A 25,573-nucleotide genomic window follows, 5' to 3' on the forward strand; every position below is an offset into this window, starting at 1 on the left:
TATGTTTTAGAATTATTTTCCTTCCTTTACCAATCTCCAAAAAGCACCTACATTTTTTGGAATGGGGATTTCTTCGATCTTAAAATAAATTGTATTTATCCCAATGGCAGCTTGGTAATGTGCCAGGTCTTGGAGCGTAAAAGTAGTCTTATATTCATCCCTGACCTCCTCTGCGTCTTTCAGACACAAGTTGGAGGTCGAAGTTGAACTTAGATCCAAAGTTAAATCCAAGCTTTTCTGAATTTCTTTCAATAATGCCTCAATGGATCCGTCTTTGACTTTTTGTTGAATAAGTTTAAATAATTCATCTTTTGAGCTTTCCATAAACAAGGTTTTGTAAACAGTCTTATGAATCAAGATAAGGAATCTTTATTGAAGTTTTGGAATTACAAAATTCCATTTATCTGTCCCCGGGATTGCAAATCCCGGGGAGCGTTTACCTTAAAGAATTAATATAAGCAGCTATTTTCAAAACTTCCTCACGGGGAACATGGGGCATGGGAGGCATGGGGGTGGGGTAATCAGGCCAGTTTTCCGGCTTGGGGTTATAGATCAGTTCGACCATTTGCTCGTTGGTATATTTCCTTTTTGCAATGTCTGCATAAGAAGGACCAACCTGTTTTTTATTGACATGATGACAGGCAGTACAGGTATTTTTCGCCAATAGCGTATTGATAACTTCCATTGAAGGCACCTCATCTGCTTTTGGCGCAGCAGGTTTAGCAGCTTCGGTGGTTACGGGCTTTTTGAAGGTTGCTTCTTTTTTGGTTTCTTCTGCTTTGGCCTTTTCCTGCTCCATAGCCGAATTGAACCTGCTGACATCAGCAAGATCAAGTTTTTCCCCTGTTGGGATATTGTTTAAGGTATAGTAGGCAGTTGGATGTACAAGGGAATGGGAATCTTTTCTCTCCCTTATCCCATCTAATGTAATACGGTGAATATAATATCTTCTCAGTCCATCGACGATGATCCGGACTTTCATGCCATCCTCTGAAACTTTGACACCTGAAACAGCATTGTCCAGGATGTTTACAGGAGGACTACCGTAAACAGGGTGGTATTTATAAGTAAAACTTTGTACAGCATAAGAGGCCAGGTCAGTGGCTATTTTGAAATCAACAGGCTTTGTAAATTCAATTTCAAATCCATCAGGCATGGCTTTGACGGTCCTCATTTCAAATGGAATCTCATTATTCCAAACCAATCTTTGCAGCCCTTCATTGGCTTCTCCTGCTGAACCCCAACCTCTGTTGGTTTCTCCGACAAAAAGGGATTTGTCCGGAGCAAAAGCCATCCTTAAAACCCCGGATTGAAATCCGCTTCTAAAATCTATGGAAGCTCCCTGGTACTCTCCGTTCACTTTTTCAAGGAAAATCCTCATGATTTTACTTTGACCCTGATCACCGACCAAAATCTGTCCCTCAAAAGGGCCAAGATGTCCTTTGGGAATCTGTAAAGGTTCTGCATTAGAAATTCCATGGATGCCATGTGGAAGCCAAACTGCGGGTAATTTCAGGTCGGACAATTTCTCCTTTGCCTGATACATGGTCACAAATTCTTCATCAATTACATTTTCAGGTTTGATGTATCGGCCATTCTGGTCTTTCACTTTTCTGGGATCCACCACAGCGTCAAATTGGGCAGCGGTAAGCTTCAAAGGAGAATTTTCCATTCCTGTCCATGCCAATCCCGCCGGATGTCCGGTGAAATCGCCTTTCTCCAAATGCCATAATCCGCCGGAACCCATATAATCTCCTTGATTTTCGGTATAAAACAATTCACCGTCTATGATTCCCAATCCAGCGGGTGAGCGCATACCGGTAGCAAATGGTTCAATGGCACCATATGGAGTGATTTTTATAACCCAACCTCTGTAGGGTACGCGGCTTTCCCCTCTCCACCATTCCTGATTGCCAAAAGCTACATTTCCCGAGACATAAAAACTACCATCCTTACCAATCACAGGACCAAAACTATATTCATGGTAATGTCCCGATATTGGCCAAGAGGCAAATGTTTCATAAAGGTCAGCCTTACCGTCCTGATTGGTGTCAGTCAGTTTGGTCAATTCCCCTCTTTGGGCACAATAGAATGAACCATCTTTATATTCCAGCCCAAGTATTTCGTGCAAGCCTGATGCAAATTTTCTGAAATAAGGTCTTGGGCTTGTAGGGTTTTCGACAATGAAAACATCCCCTCTTCGGGTTGCCACGCCAAGGTGTCCGTTGGGCAGCATGGTCAGCCCACCCACTTCCAATAGCGTACCTTCAGGTGAACTTACTTTCATGATCTTGTAGTAATCCTCCTCCATGGGTGATTCTTGGGCGAATGCCTGATTTAATAAAATTCCTGACAGGCAAAGCAAAAATGAAAGCGTATATGTTAAATTAAATTTTTTCATCAGTTTTTGGCAATAGGGTTAAAACAAAAGGGAATACTGTAATGGCAGGCTGATCGAAACCATCAGGTTTTTTCCTTCGGCACCGCTTTCAATGGTTGGTTTGGAAAGTGATTTCGGATCCATTTGGATGTAGTAACCTTTGTCCACTACCCAATACAGCCCGTCTTGGATCATTTTGATATCTCCACCTGAAGCGATACTGTAACGCTTATTGGCGGTGATTCCTTCGGTGGTTAAGGTCCGGTCTAATCCTTTTCCGTCTGCTCTTCCAATGATAAAATCCTTGAATTTTACCCCAATATTTTGGTACTGATATTCTACGCCTCCGTTTTTGACCTGATACCCATTTGCCTTGAACTTTTCACTCATGGCAGTGAATTCGGTATCATGAAGGTTTTTTTCCGGATTCCCCAGAAAGACCACAGCACCCAATGGTCTGGAAACACCATTTCCCCGATTGTGCCACATGGGAGTTGCATCCAAAAATCCGCCCCGCCATACTTGTACAAGATTACCTTTACTCAGGTCAAAGGAGTAATGCACTTTTTGTGCACCGGCAACAGAAACAGCATGGGTCAATCTTTTTCCATCAGGTAAATCAATAAAACTCCGGAGAATTGGAACTTCATTTTGGTTTACCAAAATCGGATCAACCACATTACCGGTTGATACTTGGCTTTTGGATAAGGGAAACAGACGGAGACCAGGTCCTGCAATACTTAGGTCCAGGCCCGTGTCAGACCAATCGTTGGTTTTTGAGACCAGAATCTCTACGGGGACAATCCCTTTTTCAAGCTTGATTTCTTTGGATTGATAACCTTCCTGTATCGGAAGTAGATTATTACCATTGATATAAAGTGCGCCCATTCCTGAAGGAACCCCCATCAAAAAGGTGAAATTTCCCGATGCAGGAATTTCCAGTTTTCCTTCGTACCTGACGAGGTTTTGTTTGGTAGGAGTATCTATTTGATCATTGATATTTTTTATTATTCCTACCCCGGATACATTCAAATTGTCAAATTCCGGAACTTGGTTAAAAAAACCTTCATATACCTCATATCGCAAATCTGACAATACCGGTACTTCCGAATCAAATTTGGTGACTTTGATATTTCTAAAAGCAACTGCACCATGGTCACCTTGGATGCGGATAGGACCTTTTGGTATGTCATTTGGTTTCAAAGAACCCCTAGTTGGCCCAAATACTTCCAGATTTTCATGGATCAATACGCCGTTGAGGTGGACAGATAGGAATTTTGCATTTTCTTTTTTCTCACCCTTTTCATTGAATTTAGGAGCTTGGAAAGAGACTTTGAGATTTTGCCAGACCCCGGGGGCACGGCTTACATTTTGGCGTGGGGCGTAACCCTGATATCCTTTTTGTCCATCGGGCTTGCTTTCATCCCATCTTTCATAGATACCCCCCATATCACCTGCACGTGCTGTGGTTTTGCCCCAACTGTCCAGAATCTGAATCTCATACTGTCCCATCAGGTAAACACCTGAATTGGACTGGGGGGCAACCAACACCTCAAGTTCCAGGTCAATATCACCGAATTCTTCCAGAGAAATCAGGTCCTGACCTTTGTTTTTCTTGGTAGGTTGATTGACAAGCACCCCTTCACCTTTGGTAAAATTCAGGAGATTTGGCTTGTCCAAATTGCCTGATACTTCGGAGGCATTGTGCCAAGTACCGGTATTGGGTTTAAAGTCTGAAAGGGAACTGATTTGTACTGTCTGTTGGGCAACTAGTCCTGCGGTGGGAAAAAATACAGTCAGTAACAGACAACTAAGACTGCTTGCCCAAGTTTTTAAATTGGTTATGGTCATTTTTGCAATAAATGTGGTATGAAATTAAGAAAATTTAAAGACCATAAAGATGCTTTAAATGGGAGGTTTTTCCAAATGATTTGATTTGGTTAAAGCCATGGGAGGTTATTTCAATAAATGAGATGCTGACATTAAAATAATTTTGTCGCAAAAATCTACTAAATTTGCGACAAATAAATATTTTAAAATAAGTGATAGTAGGTCATAGGGAAAGGTACTCCAAGGTGAAAGGGGTAGATTATGGGCTGCACAAACCTGAAAGTACTCGGTTTTTACCACCTGATCTTGTGTTGTCAGCTTGGGAAAAAGATTATGGGCAGATGCAGGAGAGTATGATTTACGGGGAAAAGCCTACTTTCCACGAATTGCTAGAGGCATTGGCGGCACTGCAACAACAAATCAACCAATTAGCATGGAAAAAATAAATTATCCAGAAATAGATGTTGGGATATATTATCAACTGTGGTGGGTCGGATGCTGGACCGGTATAAAAATAGAAAGACAGGTAAAAAAACCTGCCATTCTTTCTATAAATAAGCCCTAATGATTATCTTTTGATTTATTGGATTCTTTTCATAATTCGAATCTTTCTTTTCAATAAATCTGTTTCTTTATTGTATTTCGTGTCTTTAAATATTTTTTTAGGCATTTTTAAAAAAAAATTATCCATTTTCAGCAAGTGTCGGTATAATTAATTCACCCAAACAATTATTACCAAATTAAAAGTGTCATTTGCAAAGTGATTTCTCCTCTAAATAAAATCACTTAATAAACTGTTCACCCGCCTACTCATGGATAATCAAAAAAATGCTCTCTATAATTCTAAGGGTTAATAAATTTATGTAATCTCTTTTGATCACTGTTATTTCTCCCTAATATTTAAATCTATTTATACAAAGTTTCCAAATTAAATTTGCCTATTGGTTATAATATTCATTTTAATTGTTATAAAAATCCCACATTTCCACTCTTAGAAAATCAGGATTATAGCGACCAATCAATCTCAGATCAAATTGCTTTTCTGCCGCTGATGACCCGTAGTATTACTGCAATTACAGCAATGACCAAGAGAATATGAATAATGCCCCCACTGTTGTAGCCGAGGAATCCTACAGCCCAGATGATTATTAATATAACAGCGATAATGTATAGTAAATTTCCCATGATTCTGTTTGTTTATATGTATGTGTATAATTTAAATACTGATTCTATGCAGATTATTTCCCATCACCAATTCAGGGATTGAATGTTCAAGTTTTTGTATTTGAAATCAAAGCAATAGAATCAATAATAAGATAACCAAAATAATAGCTCCTATGGATAAATAAACGCCGCCACTGTTTCTGGTGATTTCTTTTTTAGTTTCTTTCAACTCGTTACGTAAATCTTTCCTTTCGGCTTTTGTCAGGGTAGATTTGTCAATTTTTTTGATTTCTTCCAATCTGTCAATCAATACCTGCATTTCAGCAGGTGTCATGGTTGATTCAACCGGAATATTCTTAGTGTCGTTAGCTGAAACCGGGCTCAGTCCTAAGAAGAATAAGACGATTACTGTGACCCATGCAATTCTTAAATTTTTCATGTGAGTTTAAGTTGTTTAGTGCTGGAGGTAAATTTTTACAGCGGTTATTTTTTATTTCCTAATGATTTGTGATCATCATCACTTTACAAATGTAAGGGAATACCTTTTCAATTTTTTTATACAATTTTATGTGCTTATTGTAAATATTACATAAAAAAAGCAGGTTAGGATGGTGTAATTAACGATTTCAACAGTCACCTTTTTTCTATTCTATTTGGAAAGCTTGTGCTTTTGGAACATCTTTATCCGTGATTTTATGAACAATTCTATATATTTCATTCCAATACCATGACCAACAATGACATCTTGCGCATCTTACGATATACCTTCGATTTCGGTGATGATCGGATGATCAGGGTTTTTGAACTAGGAGGGAAGGTTGTTATCAGGGCAGAGGTAAGCGATTGGCTGAAAAGGGATGAAGATCCTGATTTTAAAGGTATTTACGACAAGGATCTAGCTTACTTTTTGAATGGCCTGATCATCGACAAAAGAGGTAAAAAAGATGATACTCTCCCGGTAGCAGAAAAAACGCTGACCAATAATATGATTCTCCGGAAACTGAAAATTGCTTTGGAGTTGAAGGATGAGGATATTTTGGATATGTTGGAACAAATGGATATTAAAATCAGCAAGCATGAACTCAGTGCATTTTTCAGAAAGCCCACCCAAAGCCAATATCGCCTTTGTAAAGATCAGGTCTTAAGGAATTTTCTGAGGGGTCTTCAAATGAAGTATAGGGCAGGTTAAGTTTTTAGGAGTTTTCACTCTGTATGTTAACTTCTAAATTTAATCCCGATAGCTATCTGGATCGGTCTTCCGCCTTCTGTCTTCCAGCCAATTTATAACAAAACTCTCACATCTTGCAGGCAGGCGGATAATCACCATTTATTTTTTTCATCTCTTGTAAAAGGAACAAACCGTACCGCCCCGAGGCTTGTGATCTTTACTTTTCCTCTAATCCTTTCTACCAACTGTAGTTCCTGAACGGCCCCCTGTTTGCCAACAGGAATAACCATCCTGCCGCCTTCTTTGAGTTGGTCAATAAGTGGTTGGGGAATCTGTTCTGCAGCCGCAGTAACCAAAATCGCATCAAATGGAGCCTCAGTAGGCCAACCCTGATACCCATCGCCTATTTTTACAGACACATTTTTGTAGCCCAATTTTGCAAGGTCTGCTTTTGCTCTATTTCCCAAATTCTCCACGATTTCTATTGTAAATACCTGGTCTACGATTTCCGCCAGTACTGCTGCCTGATATCCCGAGCCTGATCCTATCTCCAATACTTTCATTCCTTTTTTGGGCTGGATGAGATCGGTCATGTGTGCCACTATATACGGTTGTGAAATTGTCTGCCCATCACCAATGGACAAAGGCCTATCTTTATACGCATTGGCTTTTTGGTTTTCAGGAACCAACAAATGCCGGGGAACTTTGCGCATGGCTTCAAGAATCAATGTATTTGTTATCCCCCTGTTTTCAATTTGTGATTTGACCATATTCAACCGTTCGGTTTTGTATGTATCAGTTTGAAAATACGCGAAGAAAATCATAATCAACCAGAAATGCTTCATTTTTAAACTGGGTATATTCTAATTCAGATCAATTTAAGGCTTTATTGAAGGGATCACAAATGGATAGGTAAAACACATGATAAACTATTTTCATAATTCCCGACTCCCTGACTTTCACATCTTCCCACTTCCAATTTCCATACCTCCTTACTTCCATACTTCCCCACTTCCCTAAACTCAAACTTCCCTACTTCCTTTCCTCTGCAAACTGCCCACTGCGACTGCCTACTGCCAACTGAGACTGCCAACTGAATTCTCCCCACTTCCTGACAAAAGTCATATCCCTCAATGAGGATTGCTTTCTTTTTGCAGTCAATTAGAGGATAGCTTTGTTAGCTTATATGAATTCAAGTATCAGGAATCCAAAACCTCTAATGCCTTTAAATAATGATTGCGACTCAAAACACAATGCATAAATTCCATATTCCTGTTATGGGACTGGGTTTTACTGTTGACTCACCGATTAAAATTGCCAAATATGGCATTTCATCCGTGGTATCGATAATGGATGACCATTTGTTGGAAGATATGAGACGGATTTATAGCAGGAAATTGAAAATTCCATATTTGTATATTGATGAAAAGGAGGAAGATTACAGAGCAAAAAGAATCAAAGCTTATATGAACCTACTTCATCAGGCTGTTGAAAATCAGATTCAGGAACTCAAGCTAAAAGATTTTGAAAGGGATGAAGACATTAACCAATATTTTGAATTATTACCAGAGGAGTATCATTTATATCAATTGTACAAAAAGATGCCTCACGTCACTGATGTGGAAAGGAGAAAAATTGGGAAGATACTGAAGGATGCGATCATTCCCGGTAGTATTGATGTCAATATAATGACCAAGGTAGATAAATTAAATTATGATGGGAATGGGAATGAATTGCCACGAGAATACTCAGATGCACTTTCTGCATTGAGAGGCTATGCAGAAAGTGATCTGAACAGTTCTGTGGTTTATTCAGCCGGATTGAATCCTGCATTGTATAGTTACATAGCCCAGTTTCCTGACTTTTTTCCTGATGAAACCGGGGAAATCAAAAAAAGAATTATCCTAAAGGTTTCAGATTATAGGTCTGCTTTGATTCAAGGTAGATTTTTGGCCAAGAAAGGAATATGGATATCAGAATTCAGGATTGAATCAGGATTGAACTGCGGAGGTCATGCATTTGCGACTGAAGGCTTTTTGGCAGGACCTATTTTGGAGGAATTCAAAACCAATAGAGTGAGTTTGAGAGAAACTTTATTGACTGCATGTCAAGAGGCACTGAAGGAAAAAGGACTGCCCCTGCTTCCTGAAAACATCAAACCTAAGATTACTTATCAAGGTGGAATTGGCAATTCAGAAGAAAACAGTTTTTTGTTGGAATACTACCAATTGGACGGGACAGGTTGGGGAAGTCCCTTTTTGTTGGTGCCCGAAGCCACCAGTGTAGATAAAGATACCTTGAACAGATTGATCAGATCCAAAAAGTCTGATTATTATCTGAGTCATGCTTCTCCATTGGGAATACCTTTCAATAATCTAAGAATAAGTAGCGGCGAAGAACAGCGGATTGCCAGAATTGACAAAAACAGACCGGGAAGTCCCTGCTACAAAAAATTCCTGACATTCAGCAAAGAGTTCTCTGATAAAGCCATTTGCACCGCATCTAGGGAATATCAAAATCTTAAATTCAAGCAATACAAAGCAGGTGAAGTCACAGAACTGGAGTTGAACGAAGTTTTGCAAAAGGACTGCCTCTGTGAAGGGCTGAGTGCACCGGCGATTTTGAATGCAGGAGAAACTCCCCGTCGAAATTTGTCCGCGGTGACGATTTGTCCAGGCCCTAATCTGGCTTATTTCAAAGGTGTCTTCAGTCTCAAGGAAATGGTGGGGCATATCTATGGGAAATTTAACCTCAACCTTGACGCTGAAAGGCCTCATGTATTTATCAAGGAATTGCAATTGTACATGCAATACCTGAAATCCGAAATGGAAAAAGCACTTCCGGAAAACAATCAGAAATTCGAAACTTATATTGGAAAATTCCAAAAGAACCTGGAATCTGGAATTCAATATTACAATGACCTGATAGAAGGTGTCTCAGTGGGGAAAGATGAGGTTACCAAAAAGATGAAAGAGCAATTGGATTCGATTCTTTTGGAGATTCAAGGAACAGCTTCTATAGTCTGATATTGAGTCACTTTCATGATTACTCGAAAATCATTTAATAGGTATAAACATCAAACTAAGTGGATAACAAGACAATCTCTGGATGTTTTATTCATAAAACAATAAATCCAAAAGCATAAAATGTCCCGTTTCTACGCATTCATGAGTTGAATAGAAAATCTAACTCCAAACCATACGAAAATGAAAAAATTCAAAGATTTTACCGTAAATGAAATAATTACCGCAGATTTTCGGGCAGGCGCTGTTTTCAAGAGATTTGGAATTGACCCTTTATTAAATAAAGAAATGAGAATTCAAGAAGTTTGTGATCATTTTGACCTTGATCCTAATACTATTTTGGACAAAATCATTGAAGAAATGGAGGTTAAGGCTCCAAAGCCTTTTAAGGTGACAGCATAATATTGGAAGATTAATGTAATACAACCATTTCAACTTTATTGGTCATTAGGAAAAGAAATTTCCTAAAGAAAAAGAGGGTAGTTTTTTCTGATGACGCCTAGTATCACCTAGTTTCAAGAAACGAATTAAGCTTTGAATTTCGGAAAGCCCTTCTTAATAATAGATTATTGGTTTTCGTGCTAAGATAAATCACCCTTTTTAAAATCTTTTGAAAAATTTGAACAAAATAACTCTGTTTTTGTATCATTAATTACAGATAGAAAGATAAATTTATCTTTATTTTGCAAAGTTTTATTTAAATAAAAATTCTTATGTTTTCCAAAGCCTGTCAATACGGAATCAAATCAGTAATATATATATGGAAGCAAAGTCAAATTGGCCAAAAAGTAGGTGCTAAAGAGATAGCGGCACATGTTGATGCTCCGGAGCCTTTCACAGCAAAAATCCTTCAGGAACTTGTCAGAAAGAAATTAATAGGTTCCCAGAAAGGACCTTCAGGAGGGTTTTATGCAGGCAAAGAGCATGAAAATTTTACCTTAAAGGATTTGGTGGTTGTCATAGACGGCGATGAACTTTTTAATGGCTGTAGTCTAGGATTGAAGCAATGTTCGGAAACGAACCCATGTCCTTTGCACCATGAAATTAAAAATATAAGATTGGAATTGGTTCAGATGCTGACCAATAAAAGCCTCAAACAACTCGCAGAGGAAGTCGAGAGCGGTGAAACTGTACTTTATAGATTGGCTTAAGTTTGGTCATCAGACCACAAGTTTTTTGACCTCTGATTCTTTTAATTTTTTATATTTCACAACAGCTAAGACCGATACCGTCAGCAAAACCAAAATTACCCAATAAACCCAACTGGGAACCGGCACAGGATCTCCTGCTGCATAGGAATGAAGCCCTGACAGGTAGTAATTCACCCCGAAGGAGGTCATGACAATCGAAGAGAAAGCCCATAGGCTTGCAAGATTGAAGACCAGCCCGTCTTTGAATTTAGGAATCAATCTTAAGTGCAATACAAAGGCATAGACGATCACAGAGATCAAAGCCCAGGTTTCTTTTGGATCCCAAGCCCAATATCTTCCCCAACTTTCATTTGCCCAAACACCTCCCAGAAAAGTCCCGATAGCCAATAAAAACAATCCGATGGTAATGGACATTTCATTGACCATCTGAAGTTCTCTGATACTGCTCCACCATTGTTTTCCTGGACTATTGGGTTTAAAAATGGTCAGCATCAAACTCAATAAACCTATGATCGCGGAAAGTGCCAAAGGTGCATAACTGCTCACGATAATTGCTACGTGTATTTTGAGCCAGTAGGAATTCAACACGGGCATCAAATTCGTGATTTCTGGATTGAGCCAATCCAAAAACCCGACAAAAAGCAATGTTCCTGAAAAAAGCAGACCAAGAGGCAGTGTGAATTTTGACTTTGTAGAAAACAACAGCCCAAAAAGTAACACCCCCCAAGCCACAAAGACCAACATTTCAAACCCATCGCTCCAAGGTGGATGTTTGGCTATGTACCATCTTAAACTCAGGTGGAAAGTGAATGCCAGAAAACCGAACCATGTCATTACTTTACCGACTGACCAGATTTTTTTCCAAATGCCTCTGTAATGTTTTGACCTGATTCATCCTGTATGCTGTATTTGATAACATCCAACAGATTTTTGGCTAATTCGGGGTCTTCCTCAGAAACATAGCCCAGTTTGGCGTTTTCATGAATTCCTTTGACCAAAAATGCACCACCTTCCCATTGGTAAAGTGTCCGCATTTGGAGTGGATGGGATTCGCCTGCATGTTGGTTGCATATTTTTTGGGTAGCCATCTCCATCAGTTGTAGATGTTGAGCTGTTTCTATGATCAAAAAACAATCAAAAATATTCCATTATCATGACTTTAATCATAAAAGATAAAAAAGTCTTTTTATATCTTGTGCCAAAATCCAAACCCAAAACGAAATGAAATCGATATTTAAATCTCTTGCAGTAATTGGCTCGCTTCTGTTGTTGATAGCATGTGGTTCTTCGGAAAATCAAAATACCAACAGTTCTGTTTCTGAGACAACACATGTGGGACAATCAGGTGTCAAAGATGATATGTCCAACCCTAATATTGTACAAGTGGCAGTCGGATCAGCCGATCATTCTACATTGGTAGCAGCATTGAAGGCTGCTGACTATGTAGATGTTTTGACGAACGTTGGGCCTTTCACTGTTTTTGCGCCAAGCAATACGGCTTTTGATGCCTTACCAGATGGAACACTTACCACATTGACAAAAAAAGAAAACCAAAGACAATTGAGGGATATTTTGGAATTCCATGTTCTGCTTGGCGTTTACAGAGTCGAAGACTTTGTAAATGGAAGAAAACTTGGAACCGCCCATGGAGCATCTTTAGTAATAGAGAAGTCAGAGGATGGTACAGTATTGGTCAATGGAGGTAAAATAATTGGAAGTGTTCCTGCTTCAAATGGAATAATACACGTAGTGGACAAGGTGTTGTTGCCAGATTGAAATTGTTATTATGGTTATCCGCTTATTTTCCAAAATAGCAGGATTCTCATTTCTCTGGTAGGAAGTCCGATGACAGATGACCGATGTTACGGACAATAAAGCATTCAACCATAGTTTTAATTTTAGGTAAAGGTTAATGGTTTCTAATCCGGAAAAGCATCAGGCATTAGCTTGGTGCTTTTTTAAGTATTCTCCTTCCAAACACTTTTCTCATTCTCCAAAATTTCCTTTCCCCAAACAGGCACTTCTTTTTTGATCCTTTCTACCAGTTCTTCACAGGCATCAATGGCGGCTTTTCGGTGTTTGGAGGATGTAAATACAAAAAGACAGATTTCTCCAACTTTGACTTCCCCGAGACTGTGGTAAATATGCATGCAGGAAAGAGGGTATTTGGCAAAGATGGCCTCGCGGATTTCAAAAGCTTTCTCCAAGGCCATTTCCTCATAAGCGGTATATTCAATCGCCCTGACCATTCCGCCTTCTTTTTCATCAGCCCTGACTTGGCCAAGGAAAATGCTGTGGCCGCCGATGTCCGTTTTGGTGCTGTGATTGGCGATGGATTTGGCAATTTTGTCAGGAGAAATAGCTCCTGCTACAAATATGTTTTTTGGTGTTCTTTTAGTTTCCATAATAGTTTTTGTTGATCGGTGAATCCAATGCTTCGATACCTCCCGAAATGGAATGGATTTTTTTTCCGGGAAAAGCTTTTTCCAGGATTTTGACTGATTTCAAACTTCTGACCCCACTTTGACAAAATAACAATAAGGGATCAATAAGACTCAAAACGCTGGTAGTTTCTTCAATTTCAGAGATAGGAACCAAAATGTGGTCAAAATTCTTTAACCTGGGAGCTTCATCTTTTTCCCTGACATCGACCAGCTTTCCATTTGGGAATTTCTCCAAAAGTCCAATGGCCTCTACCCAATTAATACTGTCACCATTTCCACATACAACTGCATAGTCCATTTCCATGAATTCCGTAATGGTTTTTGGCATTGAAAGATGTGCGTCAGGATTTTTGCTCAGCCCGACCTCGTAGGATTGATGGTCAAGCAGATTATAGAACAGCATTTTATCTATCAAGGTATTACCATACCCGGTTATGAATTTAATAGCCTCTGCGGCCTGTATAGTCCCTATAATTCCAGGCAATACGCCCAAAACCCCAGTTTCATTGCAATTGGGGATCTCGTATGCAGTAGGTGGGTCAGGGAAAAGGTCTCTGTAATTGATGCTATTGGAATCATTTGCATTGAGGATACCAACCTGTCCTTGGTTTTGATAAATTGCCCCAAAGACCAAAGGTTTTCCCAAAAGTACACAGGCGTCATTGACCAAGTAACGTGTGGGGAAATTGTCCGAACCATCCAAGATAAGGTCATATTTGGAGATTACAGATGCTGCATTTTCAGTGGTAATAAACTCAGGAATACAATCTATAAGAATATCAGAATATTTGGATTTCAAATAATGTGCGGCAGTTTCTGCTTTGTTCATCCCGAGGTCACTTTCGCCAAAAAGTATCTGTCTGTTCAAATTGCTGACTGAAACCAAATCACCATCCATGATGCCTATGGTTCCCACGCCTGCGGCAGCCAAATACAGCAATGCAGGACATCCCAAACCTCCGGCTCCAATGACCAGTATTTTGGATTTCTTTAGTTTTTCCTGGGCCTCTTTTCCAAACCCGGGCAATACATATTGTCTTGCAAATCTGTCCATGTTTATTGTTTGTTCCAGTAATCCAGTTCTTCCCTGCAATTGATATTTGTCAAAGTTGTCGGTTCTGTCTTTTCAATTTCATCCATTTTCACGATGTGGTGATCTTGGGAGGAAATAAAATCCTGCAACTTGAGAAGGTCATTTTCTATATGTTTCTTGAGTTCAGGAAGGATGGATTTGGGATAAATGGCCAAAAGGGGATTGATATATCCATTGGTCTCGGCCACAGTGATCTTGTTTTCTTTGCTATTGTCAATCAAGTGACTTATCACATTTTTGGTGATAAAGGGCATATCGCATCCCATAAGTAACACATAAGGGGTGGAGGTCTGTTCCAAAGTGGTAATTAAGCCTCCCATAGGACCTTTGTTCTGAATAGAGTCCTTATATAAAGGTAAGTAAAATTGATTGTAATCGGGATTCGCTGAAATCAATTTTACCTCCAAAGGGATCGATTGCAAGGTTTTGATGACTGAGGTAATCATAGGTGAGCCATTTAATAACGCCAGACCCTTATCTTCCCTCATTCGAAGGCTTTTTCCACCGGCCAATATAAAGGCTTCTATTTCCTGATATGCAACCACTGAATCTAATTTGGTTTGGTAAATAGATTTTTACATCTCCATTCTCGCAGAAATTTAAATATCGGAACTTATAGGGGTAATCAAAAGCAAAAGGTGGACGGAAATCATATGGAATTTCAATCCCAACCTTTCCTAATACTATTGTTTTGTCAAAAATGTGTCCCTGGAAATCATTCTTACCTTATTGATCCAACTTAGCCACAAATATTATGTGCTATTGCAGGTCAAAAAACCTGTAGATAAACCAGAAAACACCACCGAGTCCAAACCCAAAAAACAAAAGTTAAATACCATACTTTTTTTGCTGGTCTTGCGGTCTTCTAGTTGAATATTGCTTCTTCGCCTTTCAATTCTTATAAATCTTGAATTATTTTTTTTCTTTTTTTTTAGAAAAAAGGCCATATCGGTCTCTAACTTTTCAGCTTTTCAAGCTGTCTTTTTTTCCTCATTCTAAATCCAAGGATGGAGGTTATTGATCAGACCACTCTTTCATCGTCCAAAAATTAAGACAGGAAATAGATATATTCGTATCTTGAGTTTAATCAACATAAAATAAGATGCATAATACATTCGATTAATCGCCGTATTGTAATATTTATTATTTATGTGAGTCCGCACCTCTTCAATGGTTTCCAAGGCCCGCTCCATTCTGTAATTAATATAGTCCTCGGGATTATTTCCTGTCATAGTAGAATTGCACTACGCATAACTTTTTGATAAAAAGGAGTTATTTTATATTTGGTGTCCCATTCATTTTCACTGTATACCATAGGGATAATTACTTCTCCTGTTTCAAATTCCAGGTCATACAATGGGTTCGTGATTTTATTTTCGTCTTCAAATGTAATTTTCTTTTTATTTAGGAGAATTAGTAGGTCCCAGTCAGACATTTTTTTGGAGGTTCCTTTTGACCTAGAACCAAATAAATAAACTTTGGCTTTAGGGTCTAGGTCGGTTACTATACCTTTTATTTCATCTAACAGCCATTTCTCAGTCTTATTCATAAATCAAATATAAGCATTTGGTTATTTTAATGATTGGGTTTGTTTACCTAAATCAATTTTTGCATAAATGTCCAAACTTATATATTTGCCATTTTTAAGTTCACAATCTTCCATTGTTCCTTCATGGTTAAAATCAAGTTTGGTCATTGCTTTTTTACAATTTATATTTTCCGTATCCACACCTCTAATCAACCAATGCCCATTCACTCCCTCACCCTCCCGAAAATGGAGGCAACAATGCCACTTCAGCACCAAGGGGTATTATGGTTTTTCCAACAGCCTGTTTTTTATTGACTGCTAGGCTGAATTTAATATGTTTCAGGTCGGGAAATTGTTGATGGAGAAATCCAAGGAGGACTTCCGTGTCGGGCATGTATTGTAATTCCATTTCATTGGTCTGAATTTTTTCAGCGACCATTCCGAAGGCTTTGATCTTAATCATATGCTTTTATTTTTGAAACATTAATTTAATCAAAATCCATTACCCTGTCCATATTAATTTGACGGCGGCAATAAACAGTACCAAGGCAAGTAAATATTTGATGGCAACGGGATTGAACTTTCTGGCACCCAAGTAAGCACCGAGCCCACCTCCCAAAATAGTCAAAGGCATCACAATCCATAATTGCTGATCAATCTGAATCTGAAAGCCATCAGCTCCCAGAAATCCTGAAACAGAATTTAAGAATATAAATATGGCACTGACCGCAGCGGTTTCCTTCATATTGGTCCAACCCAGCATCAACAGAATGGGAGAAAGGATGATTCCCCCACCAATACCAATCAGGCCTGAAAAAAAGCCTATCAATAATCCTAACAGAGGTGCCATCCACCATTTTTGTTCGACTGAATTATCTTCATTGATAGGGAATACATTAAGAAACCGCAGAATGGGGAAGAAAAGCAAAATCCCTAAAATCCTTTTGTAAAGAATGGTGTCTACCAAAATTGAACCACCTAAATAGGCTGCAGGAATGGAAAAAATGATCAGTGAAAGAAAAAGCCTGTTGGGAAACACCACGGTTTTTCTGAATCCGAGAAAGGCCATCATGGATACAAACATGTTCATGAGGAGTGCCGTTGGGCGGATTTGCTCAGGAGCAAAGTTCAATAAAGCCAAAACCATCAGATAACTGCTGGCACCTCCATGACCCACGGAAGCATATAGAAATGCCACCAAAGGAAGGACGAGGTATAGAAATAGGTCGCTCAGTTCCAAGCTCATATTTTATCTAACATATTCCATATGAAATCAGGTTAAAAGAGTCCTGTACGGGAAGGATGTGTACTGCGCCATTTTCTAATTTGCTTTGAGGAATGGGGTGATTCCTGCTTTTTTGATAAAATTATATGCCAATGGATTCTTTCCCGTGGGCTTATCCTCATCAAAATTCAGGAAGGCCTCCAATGGGATGTTCAATGCGGCGGATACCTGCTGCCTTCTTGATTAAGTTTCTTTTCAAATTCTTTTATACCCAAAACCTCGATCTTGGGAAAATCGATTTTCTTTAACACTCTGAAATCCTTGTCCTCGGTTACAATAAATTGGGCATTTGATGCAACAGCACAATCAACAAACTTGTTGTCATCCCTGTCTTTTTTTATCAAATCGAATTTATACCAAGAGGTAATTATGTGAACATTGGAAAGATTCTCCAAAACGCCAACAACACTTTCGCTGACTTCAATACCCATGTGTTCTTCTATCACCTCAGCGTACTCGAACACTATTTCCGTTGTTACACACAGATCATATTGCCTCTCGATCAATTTAAGGTATATCCAATGGTAGGGTGACCTATCGGATATACTGACCAATAATACATTGCTATCAAGCACAATCCGCATGTATCACCTGTTTTTGTAAGGTGTCCTAAGTTTTGTTCGAAGTAACTCATCTGCCTTGGCCGAAGTCCAGCCTTCCTCGTCCCATACTTTATTGGCCGATTCAATGGATTTTTTGGCAAAAAAGTCTGCAAGCATGTCCTTTATTTGCACAAGTTCTTCCTCACTCAATTGATGCGAAAAGGCCTTGAGCAGTTCGAGCTGTAAATTTGACAATGGTCTTTCTAATGTCTCCATACACTTTACTGATTGAATTTCTATCCAATATAACAATTTTTTGAAGTAAATGGCTCATGACATCGTTGAGTACCCTTTCGTCATAAATCACCAATTCGTCTTTTGATGTCCCACCCGCTTTTGGCTTACCATCCGTATACAGGGACTAAAGCTCCTGCTTGCAGGGATTCCATCTCTTCTCCGATTTCCGCAATACAATTGGCTGTTCCATATGATATCAAGTTGAAAGATTCTTGTCCAGACAGAATGTGTACTTTCCCATCTTCTAATTTTGCCTTTAGGAATAATGTGATTCCGGGTTTTTTATTAAAATCATAAATAAGAGGAAATTTTCCACTTGGCTCCCAAACATTTGATTTACCGATCCAAGCCAATAGACAAGGTTTGACATATTGGTTGAAGCAAGTGAGCGTTGAGGCTGGGTTTCCAGGTAAGGCAAAGATCCATTGATTTTCCCTTTGTCCCACAAAAAGCGGTTTTCCCGGTTTTTGTCTGATTTTATAGAAAAGTTCTTTTACTCCCGCTTTTTCCAAGCTTCCTTTGACATAATCATAATCACCCACAGAAATGCCGCCGGAAATTAAGATGATGTCGTACTTTTCAAGAAAGTTGTTAATGGTGGATTGCAATTTGGCCGGTTCATCCAGGGCAGTGGCCAATCCGACTTCATTGATTCCCAACTGTTTGAGATAGGTGTTGAGAACGGGACCATTGGAATTATACACTTTGCCAAAACTCAAAGGCTTACCGATTTCCTCCAATTCATCCCCTGTGAGAATGATTCCAACAGTGGGTTTTGAAAAAACTCGGACTTCATGAAGTCCCACCGATGACAACAGGCCAACCATTCCAGGTGTTATTTCGGAGCCTTTGAGCGCAATAATATCTCCTGCCTTGTTTTGGGCTCCTTGCTTTCGGAGGTTGGATCCTTTTTCAAATTTATCTATCTCAAATAAAAATGTGTCATTTTCGATCTCCACCCATTCCTGTGGAATGATGGTATCTGCCCCTTTAGGAACAGGTGCTCCAGTAAAAATCCGAATGGCTTCATTTTCATTTAATACAAAATCCTCCAATTCCCCGGCCCTGATTTTGGTCTCTGGCCTCAGCTTTCTTTTGTTGTCCCCATCCTTCCAAGCAATGGCATACCCATCCATGGCTGAATTATCAAAAAACGGTATGTCATATCCTGAAGGAATATCCTCGGCCAAAAACATTCCCAAAGCTCCCTCTAATGGCATGTAAACAGGTTGACCCCGAATGATGTGTTTGGATAAAATCTCTTTGGCTTTAGTTACGGAAATCATATTTATTTTTATTTCAGTGAGTTTTCAGCTTCGCCTTGCTTCAAAGGGTTGTAATTCAGTACAAAACTGTCACGTCCTGAATTTTCTTGACACATTTATCACTTGAAACCTTTTAGTTTAACCTCCCGATTCTCGGGACAGGCTCTTCAGGGTTGATAGAGTCAAATTTATTATTTTATCCAAACCCCGCATTTCAAACGGGGCTATTAAATGTTCAATCACTTTGTAGTTATTTATCTGTGACCAACTCTTCGGTACATCGGTCATCGGTCATCGGACAATTTAAAACTCAGATGGTACACAACTGGAAATAAATCGGATTGACATATTTTCTTTTACCCTCCTATTTTGATCATACTCCGGTTTTCGATTTTATCGGCATCAGCCTTTTCGTAATCCTGGGTAAACTGTCCGCCCAAGATGGCATGTTTCCTGAAAATAGATAGTTTGATCAAGGGAAGTATGTCTTCACCTTTTCTTAAGGTCCCCAAAAGATCCATTTCTTCTTTTCCAAAAAGACAGTTTTTCATTTTGCCATCTGCTGTGATTCTCATCCGGTTGCATGAACCGCAAAAATGCTCACTCATGGTGGTGATAAAAGCAAATGTCCCTTGATGGCCAACAGCTTTGAATTTTTTGGCGGTATCATGTTTTTCGTCCATCAGTTTGACGGTATCAAATTCAGTTTGCACCAATTCAAGCATTTGGCGGGCAGTAATTACCTGATCACTTTTCCAGTGATTTCCAGTAAATGGCATGAATTCTATAAAGCGTACATGTAGTGGTAATTGCTCAGTAACCTTAACAAATCCCAAAAGCTCTTTTTCTATAATCCCATTGAGTGCCACTGCATTAATTTTGACACGGAAGCCATGGTCCAACAGTAACAGGATATTGTCCCAAACTTGCTGGAATTGATTTCTTTTGGTCAATTTGAAAAAAGTGTCAGGATCCAAAGTGTCTAAACTGACATTCAGGGAACGGATTTCCGCTTCTTTGAACAACTCCAAATGTTTGTGTACCAATACCCCGTTAGTAGTAAGGGTCAGTTCAACGGGAAGTTTGCATAACCTGCGGACAATCTCAGGAAACTCTTTTCTCACCAAAGGCTCTCCACCCGTCAATCGGATTTTGTTGACCCCCAATCCCACAAATGTCCTGGCAATTCTTTCGATTTCATCAACGGACATCAGGTTGGAGTTGGGCATGCATTCGATCTCCTCATTGGGCATACAATAGGCACAGCGGAAATTACAACTATCAGTCAGCGATATCCGGAGGTAATTGTGAATCCTTTGATGTTGGTCTATGAGCATTTAATACCGATTGGATGAATGACAAAGATGCCGATTATATGAAAGAAATGAAAGGAATATGTGTTGGATAGTTGGGAGACAGAAGACCGAAGACCGAAGATGATCATAATCCAACGTAAACTATCACTATGATTGAGGTGGATTATTGTTGGATTTCTTTAGTTTTCCAATTACAAATTGGATGTTATAGAAAGGTGTAGTTGCCTACACCTAGCCACCACCTAATTTTAGATTTTATCAAGAAAGGGTTTTTACATCTTTTATACCATTTATGAAAAACATAAACGAAATGCAATCCATCAAAGTAATTTTGGTCTTGTTGGTCTTATCCTACACAACTAATGTAGCTTATGCCATTGACCCGGATAGGGAATATATCCGAACTCCTGATGATCTAGGTTTGAATTATGAAACATTGGTTGTGAGAACGTGTGATGGCTATGATATCAATACTTGGATCTATTCTGCTGATGCAGAAAAAGACAATGGTAGATTGCTGATCTTGGCTTACCCTGATGCTGGCAATATGTCCTATTTTGTTTACCATTCTGCAATATTTGCTAGCCAAGGATATACAGTGGTTACTTTTGACTACCGTGGATTTGGAAAGAGCGCTGACTTCGAGATAAACAAGGATAGCTTGTATTACAATGAATTTGCCACCGATTTAATTGCTGTTACAGAAGAAGTCCATCAGAAATTCCAAGATAAACAAATTGGTATTTGGGCAATGTCCATGGGTACAATTATAGCTGTGAAAGCAATGGGTTCATTAGAAGGAAAGGTGGATTTTATGGTAACAGAAGGTTTTGTCTCTCAAACATCTCTAATTGTTGAAAGAACATTTGAGCAAAAGGGTAAAACCTTAAGCCTTCCCGAGGAAAGTAGTAATTACTTAAGCGATCTTAAAAACATCAACATTCCCACAATGATATTTGCTGCAAGCCATGATAAAATCACGACCTATGAAGATGCTTTAAATGTTAAAAAAATCATTTCGGCAAATTGTGAAGTTATTAGATTCGATGGAGAGCATTTGGGAGGTTTTAACTCAGGGGATGGGGAATGGGGAGAATATTATATTGGTGAAATTAACCTATTTTTAAAAGAAGCCTTTGGATAAGCAACCAATCGGTGCTACTCAAAATGGCAGACTAGTATTTTAACTAGTTTATGGCAATAGAATGAAAAATATTTTAAAAACAAAGAGACTAATATTAAGAAAGTTGACCTTCGATGAAAGCCTCTTCATTGTGCAACTGCTGAACAGCCCCGGATGGCTCAAATACATTGGAGATAGGGGAGTAAAAACAGAAAAGGATGCAAAATTGTATCTTCAAAACGGGCCATTGCTCAGTTATGAAAAATATGGATTTGGTCTTTATCTAGTGGGGTTACTAGAGACGGGTGAACCCATTGGGATGTGCGGGCTTCTAAAGAGGGACAGCCTGGAACATCCTGATCTGGGATTTGCTTTTTTACCGGAATTTATGGGGAAAGGGTATGCCTATGAAGCAGCCAATGCAGTGGTTGTATATGCAAGAGAACATTTGAGAATCAAAACTTTATTGGCCATAACAATGCCTGAAAATGCAACATCAATCAAACTTTTGGAAAAAATAGGGATGAAATACAGTGGTGTAGTCAAGTTTCCTGACAGTAAGGATAATTTGAATCTTTACAAATTGGAATTGAATGAAGTTGTATCAAATGTTTGATTACCAACTTATGTTGAATTTCAGTTTTATGGAACGCAGATGACACTGATTTAGCCGATTCACACAGATTTTTGGTCAGCGTAAATCAGTCTAATCAGCGTCATCAGTGTTCTTTAATTTCAACTGATCAAGGAAACTGCACTTCCTTTCAAGGTATCTAATCTATAAATTTCAATTTTGTTTTCTTTGACCAAAGGTTTTAGGATATTTTCCCATTTTTTGGCTAATGGCCATTCTCCATCAAGATCCGAAAATCTATCGCAATTGTAGAATTCCAACACATGGGATTTGTCTACACAGTCTATTTGAATTGCCAAATGATCTAGAATCTGTCTCTTTTCTTTTCCATTGCTTATTTCATGTTCCGTTTTTTGAAAAGAGATTTTATGTGCCTTTTGGAGGTCTATGATCTTTGTTTCTGATGGAGTTCCATGGAAAACATAGATGAGCTTTTTGTTTTTGATATCGAGACCCATTCCATATAATCCCCTCCAATGGTCCTCATGATCAAAGTGAAGCTGGGATGCCTGTCGGATTTTGTCAAGAAACTCTTGTTGGGATTTCAGTTTGAGTTTTTGTTTTCTGCTATAATAATATAGTGGCCAGATAAAAGCCAATAATGCGATCAGGGATATACCCAATGACGCAGGATCAATGTCTAACATGATGTAATAGTTAATTCGTGAATGTAAAAGGAAGAATTTGGGATAACCGAAGTTTATCGGTAATCCATAAATCAGCTCAAAGGTGAAATTGGACCTTTTGCTATTTTTTCAAATTACATTTACAGGAAAAAGTGGAATGGGTAAAGGAGCTTTTGAACATCGAAAAATTTCACATCCATTTTGAACCAATCCAATCGAAGCATTTTACGCTCCAAAATTCCGGAGTGTTCAATTGGAATTAGGAACAAACCAGCATCTCCCAAACTCTTAACTTTAATGGAAGGGATGACGATTTTTTCAGATGAGGTTTTTACGAAAAAATTGAAATCTCCATCAATCTGAGAATCGCTGAGAATGTCCTGCTCAAAAGACAGCAACTGTTTATCCCCATGACCTGAAAAGCCACTCAATATACTGTTTGATCCAATGATCAAAATCAGCAATAAGGATAAGTAGTTTGAAAGGCCTTTCATCAAGATTTTAAAGATTTGTTAATGGGTTACAAATATCATTTTAATTTTGATCAAAATGTGATCCAATTATTAATTTATTTTCAAAAAAATGATTAAATGTTTCCAACAAAGTCGAACTTTGCTTCAATAGCTACCAACATATGATAATCTCCATCATTTTACTCATTTTAGGATTTGTGCTTTTGGTTTTTGGTGCCGAAAAACTGGTGGATGCGGCATCGGCTTTAGCCGCAAATTTTGGTATTCCCAATATTGTCATTGGCTTGACGATTGTAGCTTTTGGAACTTCTGCCCCGGAGTTGGTGGTCAATATTTTTGCCGCAGTCAGTGGTTCATCCGAAATGGTCATGGGCAATGTTTTGGGAAGTAATATTTTCAATGTGCTTGGTATATTGGGGATTTCGGCCCTGATTTATCCACTTACGGTCAAATCGAATACGACTTGGATAGAAATACCTTTAAGTTTGTTGGCAGCCGTGTTGATTTGGATATTGGCCAATGACATCCTTTTGGATTATCAGGTGGTCAATTTGATATCTAGGTCTGAAGGTTTGGTATTGATCTTGTTTTTTGCGGTTTTTTTGGTCTACAACATTACGGTTTCAAAAAGCTCCCAAGAGACGGAAGAAACGGTTGAAATCCCATTGGGTTATACCACGACAAAGTCAATCCTCTGGATTATGGTAGGATTGGCAGGATTGATAATCGGAGGAAAATTGATAGTGGACAACGCCGTTGAAATAGCCAAGATATTTGGAATGTCAGAAAGGTTGATTGGCCTGACCATAGTTTCTATTGGCACTTCCCTGCCGGAGTTGGCCACTTCTGTGGCAGCAGTGAGAAAGAAGAAAGTGGATATAGCTATCGGCAACGTGGTGGGTTCCAATATCTTCAACACCTTTTTGATTTTGGGCCTTTCATCTATCATTAGCCCGGTACAGGTAAATCAGGCCAGTAATCTTGATATAATTGCCAATATCTTGGCAGGTCTGTTATTGTTCCTGTTTATTTTTACAGGCAAAGGAAGAGCACTTGAAAGATGGGAGGGAGGTCTTCTTCTTGCCTTATATATTGGCTATTTGGTGCTGTTGGTCTTCACCTGATTTTAATTTTTGAATTAGTCATTCATACAATCAGACTCAACCATCCAAAAACAATTCCCAATAAACCGCCTACAATTAGCTCAAATTCACTGTGTCTTTTCATTTCCAATCTGGACCAGGAAATCAGCAAAGCCAAACCCACTAAAAACATTCCCTGCCAGAAACCAATGCTGAAAACCGATACAGCGATATAAAATGCAATCCCGGCATGCATGGAAGCTTTTAGCCAAAGGTTGATCAATGCCATCAGCAAGACCATTGCAAAAAATAATAAAGACTTTGAAATCACCGCTTTTGGAAAGTCAAAAACCCAGAATACCAAAATCAAAATGGCAAATAAAGTAATAACAAAGGGATAAAACCCTTTTCGCTGTTGTTGATCTGAAACATCAAAATTGGTATAAGTTCCTTTTTTTGTTTTTCTCCAATTATTAAAAACAATAGGGATCGTAATCAGCAAGATAACTGAAACAGAAACAGCCATCGCCGTATGTTTGGGCAGGTTGTGAAAACTCATTAGAACCACATATATGGATCCCAAAAGAAGCGGGTGGCCAATGATGGAAATGGTTCTAGCCAATTTCATTATTTTCTTCTTTATTCTCGGATTTGGCAGGCTCAATAAGGTCCCAAAGATTTCCATACAAATCTTTGAAAACCGCAACTTTCCCAAAGGCCTCTACACTTTTTTCTCTGAAAATCCTGATCTTTTGGTCAAGAAGGTTTTGGTAGTCTCTATCAAAATTATCAGTATATAAGAATAAAAATACCCGACCCCCGCTTTGATTTCCTACTGTTTTTTCCTGTTCTTCCCCAACTGCTTTTGCCAACAAGATTTCACAGTTGCCTTCCTGATGTCCCGGAGGGACTATTCTTACCCATCTTTTGGTTTCAGACATTGGTGTGTCTTCCAAAAGTCCAAACTGTAGTTTTTGGGTATAAAATTCAATGGCCTCATCATAATCTCTGACCACCAAGGAAATTCTTGAAATGAATTGTTTCATTTTTTTCTAATTCTTCTCAATCCAGTTAAAGTATAGTTTTCGTATATCAATGTAATAAAAACTATTATTATCTATCTCGAATTAAAATACTGTTTACTGTTTA

At 38.8% G+C, this 25,573-nt stretch carries 31 protein-coding genes and 1 pseudogene; 9 read left to right on the forward strand and 23 right to left on the reverse strand.

The annotated features are described in order from the left end of the window. Positions 1–12 precede the first annotated feature (12 nt). The 3 genes from ACEW8U_RS14990 to ACEW8U_RS15000 all read right to left on the reverse strand — a co-directional run bounded on the left by ACEW8U_RS14990 (position 13) and on the right by ACEW8U_RS15000 (position 4,231). A complete protein-coding gene (locus ACEW8U_RS14990; protein WP_373522862.1) occupies positions 13–324 on the reverse strand; it encodes a hypothetical protein in 312 nt (103 codons plus the stop codon). A gap of 112 nt (positions 325–436) precedes the next feature. Continuing rightward, complete coding sequence (locus tag ACEW8U_RS14995) at positions 437–2,401, reverse strand: c-type cytochrome (protein ID WP_373522863.1); 1,965 nt, start codon at positions 2,399–2,401, stop codon at positions 437–439. 18 nt (positions 2,402–2,419) lie between these two features. Continuing rightward, a complete protein-coding gene (locus ACEW8U_RS15000) occupies positions 2,420–4,231 on the reverse strand; it encodes a family 16 glycoside hydrolase (RefSeq protein ID WP_373522864.1) in 1,812 nt (603 codons plus the stop codon). Between the two features lie 191 nt (positions 4,232–4,422). On the opposite strand from ACEW8U_RS15000, the gene ACEW8U_RS15005 reads away from it, so the two are divergent. Continuing rightward, positions 4,423–4,656 carry a hypothetical protein gene (locus tag ACEW8U_RS15005; RefSeq protein ID WP_373522865.1) on the forward strand — a complete coding sequence of 78 codons (234 nt, stop codon included), beginning with the start codon at positions 4,423–4,425 and terminating at the stop codon, positions 4,654–4,656. A gap of 583 nt (positions 4,657–5,239) precedes the next feature. Here ACEW8U_RS15005 and ACEW8U_RS15010 read toward each other — a convergent pair. Then, the gene (locus tag ACEW8U_RS15010; protein WP_373522866.1) at positions 5,240–5,395 is read right to left on the reverse strand and encodes a lmo0937 family membrane protein; all 156 of its coding nucleotides are present in this window, start codon (positions 5,393–5,395) and stop codon (positions 5,240–5,242) included. A gap of 106 nt (positions 5,396–5,501) precedes the next feature. Beyond that, a complete protein-coding gene (locus tag ACEW8U_RS15015) occupies positions 5,502–5,813 on the reverse strand; it encodes a hypothetical protein (RefSeq protein ID WP_373522867.1) in 312 nt (103 codons plus the stop codon). Between the two features lie 288 nt (positions 5,814–6,101). Here ACEW8U_RS15015 and ACEW8U_RS15020 point away from each other — a divergent pair, with 288 nt between their 5' ends. Further along, entirely contained in the window at positions 6,102–6,563 is a 462-nt protein-coding gene (locus ACEW8U_RS15020) for a DUF1456 family protein (RefSeq protein WP_373522868.1), read from the forward strand. Between the two features lie 131 nt (positions 6,564–6,694). Here the strand turns inward: ACEW8U_RS15020 and ACEW8U_RS15025 are convergent, their stop codons facing one another. Next, positions 6,695–7,387 (reverse strand): protein-L-isoaspartate(D-aspartate) O-methyltransferase, encoded by a 693-nt coding sequence (locus tag ACEW8U_RS15025; RefSeq protein WP_373522869.1) that lies wholly within the window; start codon positions 7,385–7,387, stop codon positions 6,695–6,697. A gap of 53 nt (positions 7,388–7,440) precedes the next feature. Next, positions 7,441–7,650 (reverse strand): hypothetical protein, encoded by a 210-nt coding sequence (locus tag ACEW8U_RS15030; protein ID WP_373522870.1) that lies wholly within the window; start codon positions 7,648–7,650, stop codon positions 7,441–7,443. A 145-nt stretch (positions 7,651–7,795) separates the two neighbouring features. Here ACEW8U_RS15030 and ACEW8U_RS15035 point away from each other — a divergent pair, with 145 nt between their 5' ends. The 3 genes from ACEW8U_RS15035 to ACEW8U_RS15045 all read left to right on the forward strand — a co-directional run bounded on the left by ACEW8U_RS15035 (position 7,796) and on the right by ACEW8U_RS15045 (position 10,716). Beyond that, entirely contained in the window at positions 7,796–9,568 is a 1,773-nt protein-coding gene (locus tag ACEW8U_RS15035) for a hypothetical protein (protein WP_373522871.1), read from the forward strand. A 180-nt stretch (positions 9,569–9,748) separates the two neighbouring features. Further along, positions 9,749–9,967, forward strand: a complete 219-nt coding sequence (locus ACEW8U_RS15040) for a hypothetical protein (protein ID WP_373522872.1) — start codon at positions 9,749–9,751, stop codon at positions 9,965–9,967. 311 nt (positions 9,968–10,278) lie between these two features. Next, a complete protein-coding gene (locus ACEW8U_RS15045; RefSeq protein ID WP_373522873.1) occupies positions 10,279–10,716 on the forward strand; it encodes an Rrf2 family transcriptional regulator in 438 nt (145 codons plus the stop codon). A gap of 9 nt (positions 10,717–10,725) precedes the next feature. On the opposite strand, the pseudogene ACEW8U_RS15050 reads toward ACEW8U_RS15045, so the two are convergent. Together ACEW8U_RS15050 and ACEW8U_RS15055 are read right to left on the reverse strand one after the other, a co-directional pair. Continuing rightward, positions 10,726–11,574 (reverse strand): annotated as a pseudogene (locus tag ACEW8U_RS15050) (cytochrome c biogenesis protein); the annotation flags it as partial. Then, a complete protein-coding gene (locus ACEW8U_RS15055; protein ID WP_373522874.1) occupies positions 11,550–11,810 on the reverse strand; it encodes a hypothetical protein in 261 nt (86 codons plus the stop codon). The gene ACEW8U_RS15055 and the pseudogene ACEW8U_RS15050, both read right to left, overlap by 25 nt. A 127-nt stretch (positions 11,811–11,937) precedes the next feature. On the opposite strand from ACEW8U_RS15055, the gene ACEW8U_RS15060 reads away from it, so the two are divergent. Then, a complete protein-coding gene (locus tag ACEW8U_RS15060) occupies positions 11,938–12,492 on the forward strand; it encodes a fasciclin domain-containing protein (protein WP_373522875.1) in 555 nt (184 codons plus the stop codon). A 182-nt stretch (positions 12,493–12,674) separates the two neighbouring features. On the opposite strand, the gene ACEW8U_RS15065 is transcribed toward ACEW8U_RS15060, so the two are convergent. The 10 genes from ACEW8U_RS15065 to moaA all read right to left on the reverse strand — a co-directional run bounded on the left by ACEW8U_RS15065 (position 12,675) and on the right by moaA (position 20,507). Beyond that, positions 12,675–13,121 carry a molybdenum cofactor biosynthesis protein MoaE gene (locus tag ACEW8U_RS15065; RefSeq protein WP_373522876.1) on the reverse strand — a complete coding sequence of 149 codons (447 nt, stop codon included), beginning with the start codon at positions 13,119–13,121 and terminating at the stop codon, positions 12,675–12,677. After that, a complete protein-coding gene (locus tag ACEW8U_RS15070) occupies positions 13,111–14,214 on the reverse strand; it encodes a ThiF family adenylyltransferase (RefSeq protein ID WP_373522877.1) in 1,104 nt (367 codons plus the stop codon). Before ACEW8U_RS15070 ends, ACEW8U_RS15065 begins: the two co-directional genes overlap by 11 nt. 2 nt (positions 14,215–14,216) lie before the next feature. Beyond that, positions 14,217–14,798 carry a molybdenum cofactor guanylyltransferase gene (locus tag ACEW8U_RS15075; protein ID WP_373522878.1) on the reverse strand — a complete coding sequence of 194 codons (582 nt, stop codon included), beginning with the start codon at positions 14,796–14,798 and terminating at the stop codon, positions 14,217–14,219. A 683-nt stretch (positions 14,799–15,481) separates the two neighbouring features. After that, a complete protein-coding gene (locus ACEW8U_RS15080) occupies positions 15,482–15,802 on the reverse strand; it encodes a nucleotidyltransferase domain-containing protein (RefSeq protein ID WP_373522879.1) in 321 nt (106 codons plus the stop codon). A gap of 211 nt (positions 15,803–16,013) precedes the next feature. Further along, positions 16,014–16,244: a MoaD/ThiS family protein gene (locus tag ACEW8U_RS15085; protein ID WP_373522880.1), complete on the reverse strand. Its 231-nt coding sequence runs from the start codon at positions 16,242–16,244 to the stop codon at positions 16,014–16,016. Positions 16,245–16,283: 39 nt separating this feature from the next. Next, complete coding sequence (locus ACEW8U_RS15090) at positions 16,284–17,027, reverse strand: sulfite exporter TauE/SafE family protein (RefSeq protein ID WP_373522881.1); 744 nt, start codon at positions 17,025–17,027, stop codon at positions 16,284–16,286. Positions 17,028–17,218: 191 nt separating this feature from the next. Further along, on the reverse strand, positions 17,219–17,650 hold the full coding sequence (locus ACEW8U_RS15095) for a putative toxin-antitoxin system toxin component, PIN family (protein WP_373522882.1): 432 nt from the start codon (positions 17,648–17,650) through the stop codon (positions 17,219–17,221). A gap of 3 nt (positions 17,651–17,653) precedes the next feature. Continuing rightward, positions 17,654–17,884: a hypothetical protein gene (locus ACEW8U_RS15100; protein ID WP_373522883.1), complete on the reverse strand. Its 231-nt coding sequence runs from the start codon at positions 17,882–17,884 to the stop codon at positions 17,654–17,656. A 125-nt stretch (positions 17,885–18,009) separates the two neighbouring features. Further along, positions 18,010–19,191 carry a molybdopterin molybdotransferase MoeA gene (locus tag ACEW8U_RS15105; RefSeq protein ID WP_373522884.1) on the reverse strand — a complete coding sequence of 394 codons (1,182 nt, stop codon included), beginning with the start codon at positions 19,189–19,191 and terminating at the stop codon, positions 18,010–18,012. Between the two features lie 335 nt (positions 19,192–19,526). Beyond that, complete coding sequence (moaA, locus tag ACEW8U_RS15110; protein WP_373522885.1) at positions 19,527–20,507, reverse strand: GTP 3',8-cyclase MoaA; 981 nt, start codon at positions 20,505–20,507, stop codon at positions 19,527–19,529. A 271-nt stretch (positions 20,508–20,778) separates the two neighbouring features. Between moaA and ACEW8U_RS15115 the strand changes: the two genes are divergently transcribed. Further along, a complete protein-coding gene (locus ACEW8U_RS15115; protein ID WP_373522886.1) occupies positions 20,779–21,630 on the forward strand; it encodes an alpha/beta hydrolase in 852 nt (283 codons plus the stop codon). Between the two features lie 61 nt (positions 21,631–21,691). Next, positions 21,692–22,225, forward strand: coding sequence for a GNAT family N-acetyltransferase (locus ACEW8U_RS15120; RefSeq protein ID WP_373522887.1), 534 nt, complete (start codon positions 21,692–21,694; stop codon positions 22,223–22,225). A gap of 119 nt (positions 22,226–22,344) precedes the next feature. Here the strand turns inward: ACEW8U_RS15120 and ACEW8U_RS15125 are convergent, their stop codons facing one another. Then, on the reverse strand, positions 22,345–22,890 hold the full coding sequence (locus ACEW8U_RS15125) for a hypothetical protein (protein ID WP_373522888.1): 546 nt from the start codon (positions 22,888–22,890) through the stop codon (positions 22,345–22,347). 119 nt (positions 22,891–23,009) lie between these two features. Next, positions 23,010–23,363, reverse strand: coding sequence for a hypothetical protein (locus tag ACEW8U_RS15130; protein ID WP_373522889.1), 354 nt, complete (start codon positions 23,361–23,363; stop codon positions 23,010–23,012). Positions 23,364–23,503: 140 nt separating this feature from the next. On the opposite strand from ACEW8U_RS15130, the gene ACEW8U_RS15135 reads away from it, so the two are divergent. After that, positions 23,504–24,466, forward strand: coding sequence for a calcium/sodium antiporter (locus ACEW8U_RS15135; protein WP_373522890.1), 963 nt, complete (start codon positions 23,504–23,506; stop codon positions 24,464–24,466). A 22-nt stretch (positions 24,467–24,488) separates the two neighbouring features. Here ACEW8U_RS15135 and ACEW8U_RS15140 read toward each other — a convergent pair whose 3' ends face one another. Together ACEW8U_RS15140 and ACEW8U_RS15145 are read right to left on the reverse strand one after the other, a co-directional pair. Continuing rightward, complete coding sequence (locus ACEW8U_RS15140; RefSeq protein WP_373522891.1) at positions 24,489–25,052, reverse strand: hypothetical protein; 564 nt, start codon at positions 25,050–25,052, stop codon at positions 24,489–24,491. Beyond that, positions 25,039–25,470 carry a VOC family protein gene (locus ACEW8U_RS15145; RefSeq protein WP_373522892.1) on the reverse strand — a complete coding sequence of 144 codons (432 nt, stop codon included), beginning with the start codon at positions 25,468–25,470 and terminating at the stop codon, positions 25,039–25,041. Before ACEW8U_RS15145 ends, ACEW8U_RS15140 begins: the two co-directional genes overlap by 14 nt. Between the last annotated feature and the right edge of the window lie 103 nt (positions 25,471–25,573).

This window comes from Aquiflexum sp. (assembly GCF_041751335.1).
Taxonomy (GTDB): Bacteria; Bacteroidota; Bacteroidia; order Cytophagales; family Cyclobacteriaceae; genus Aquiflexum.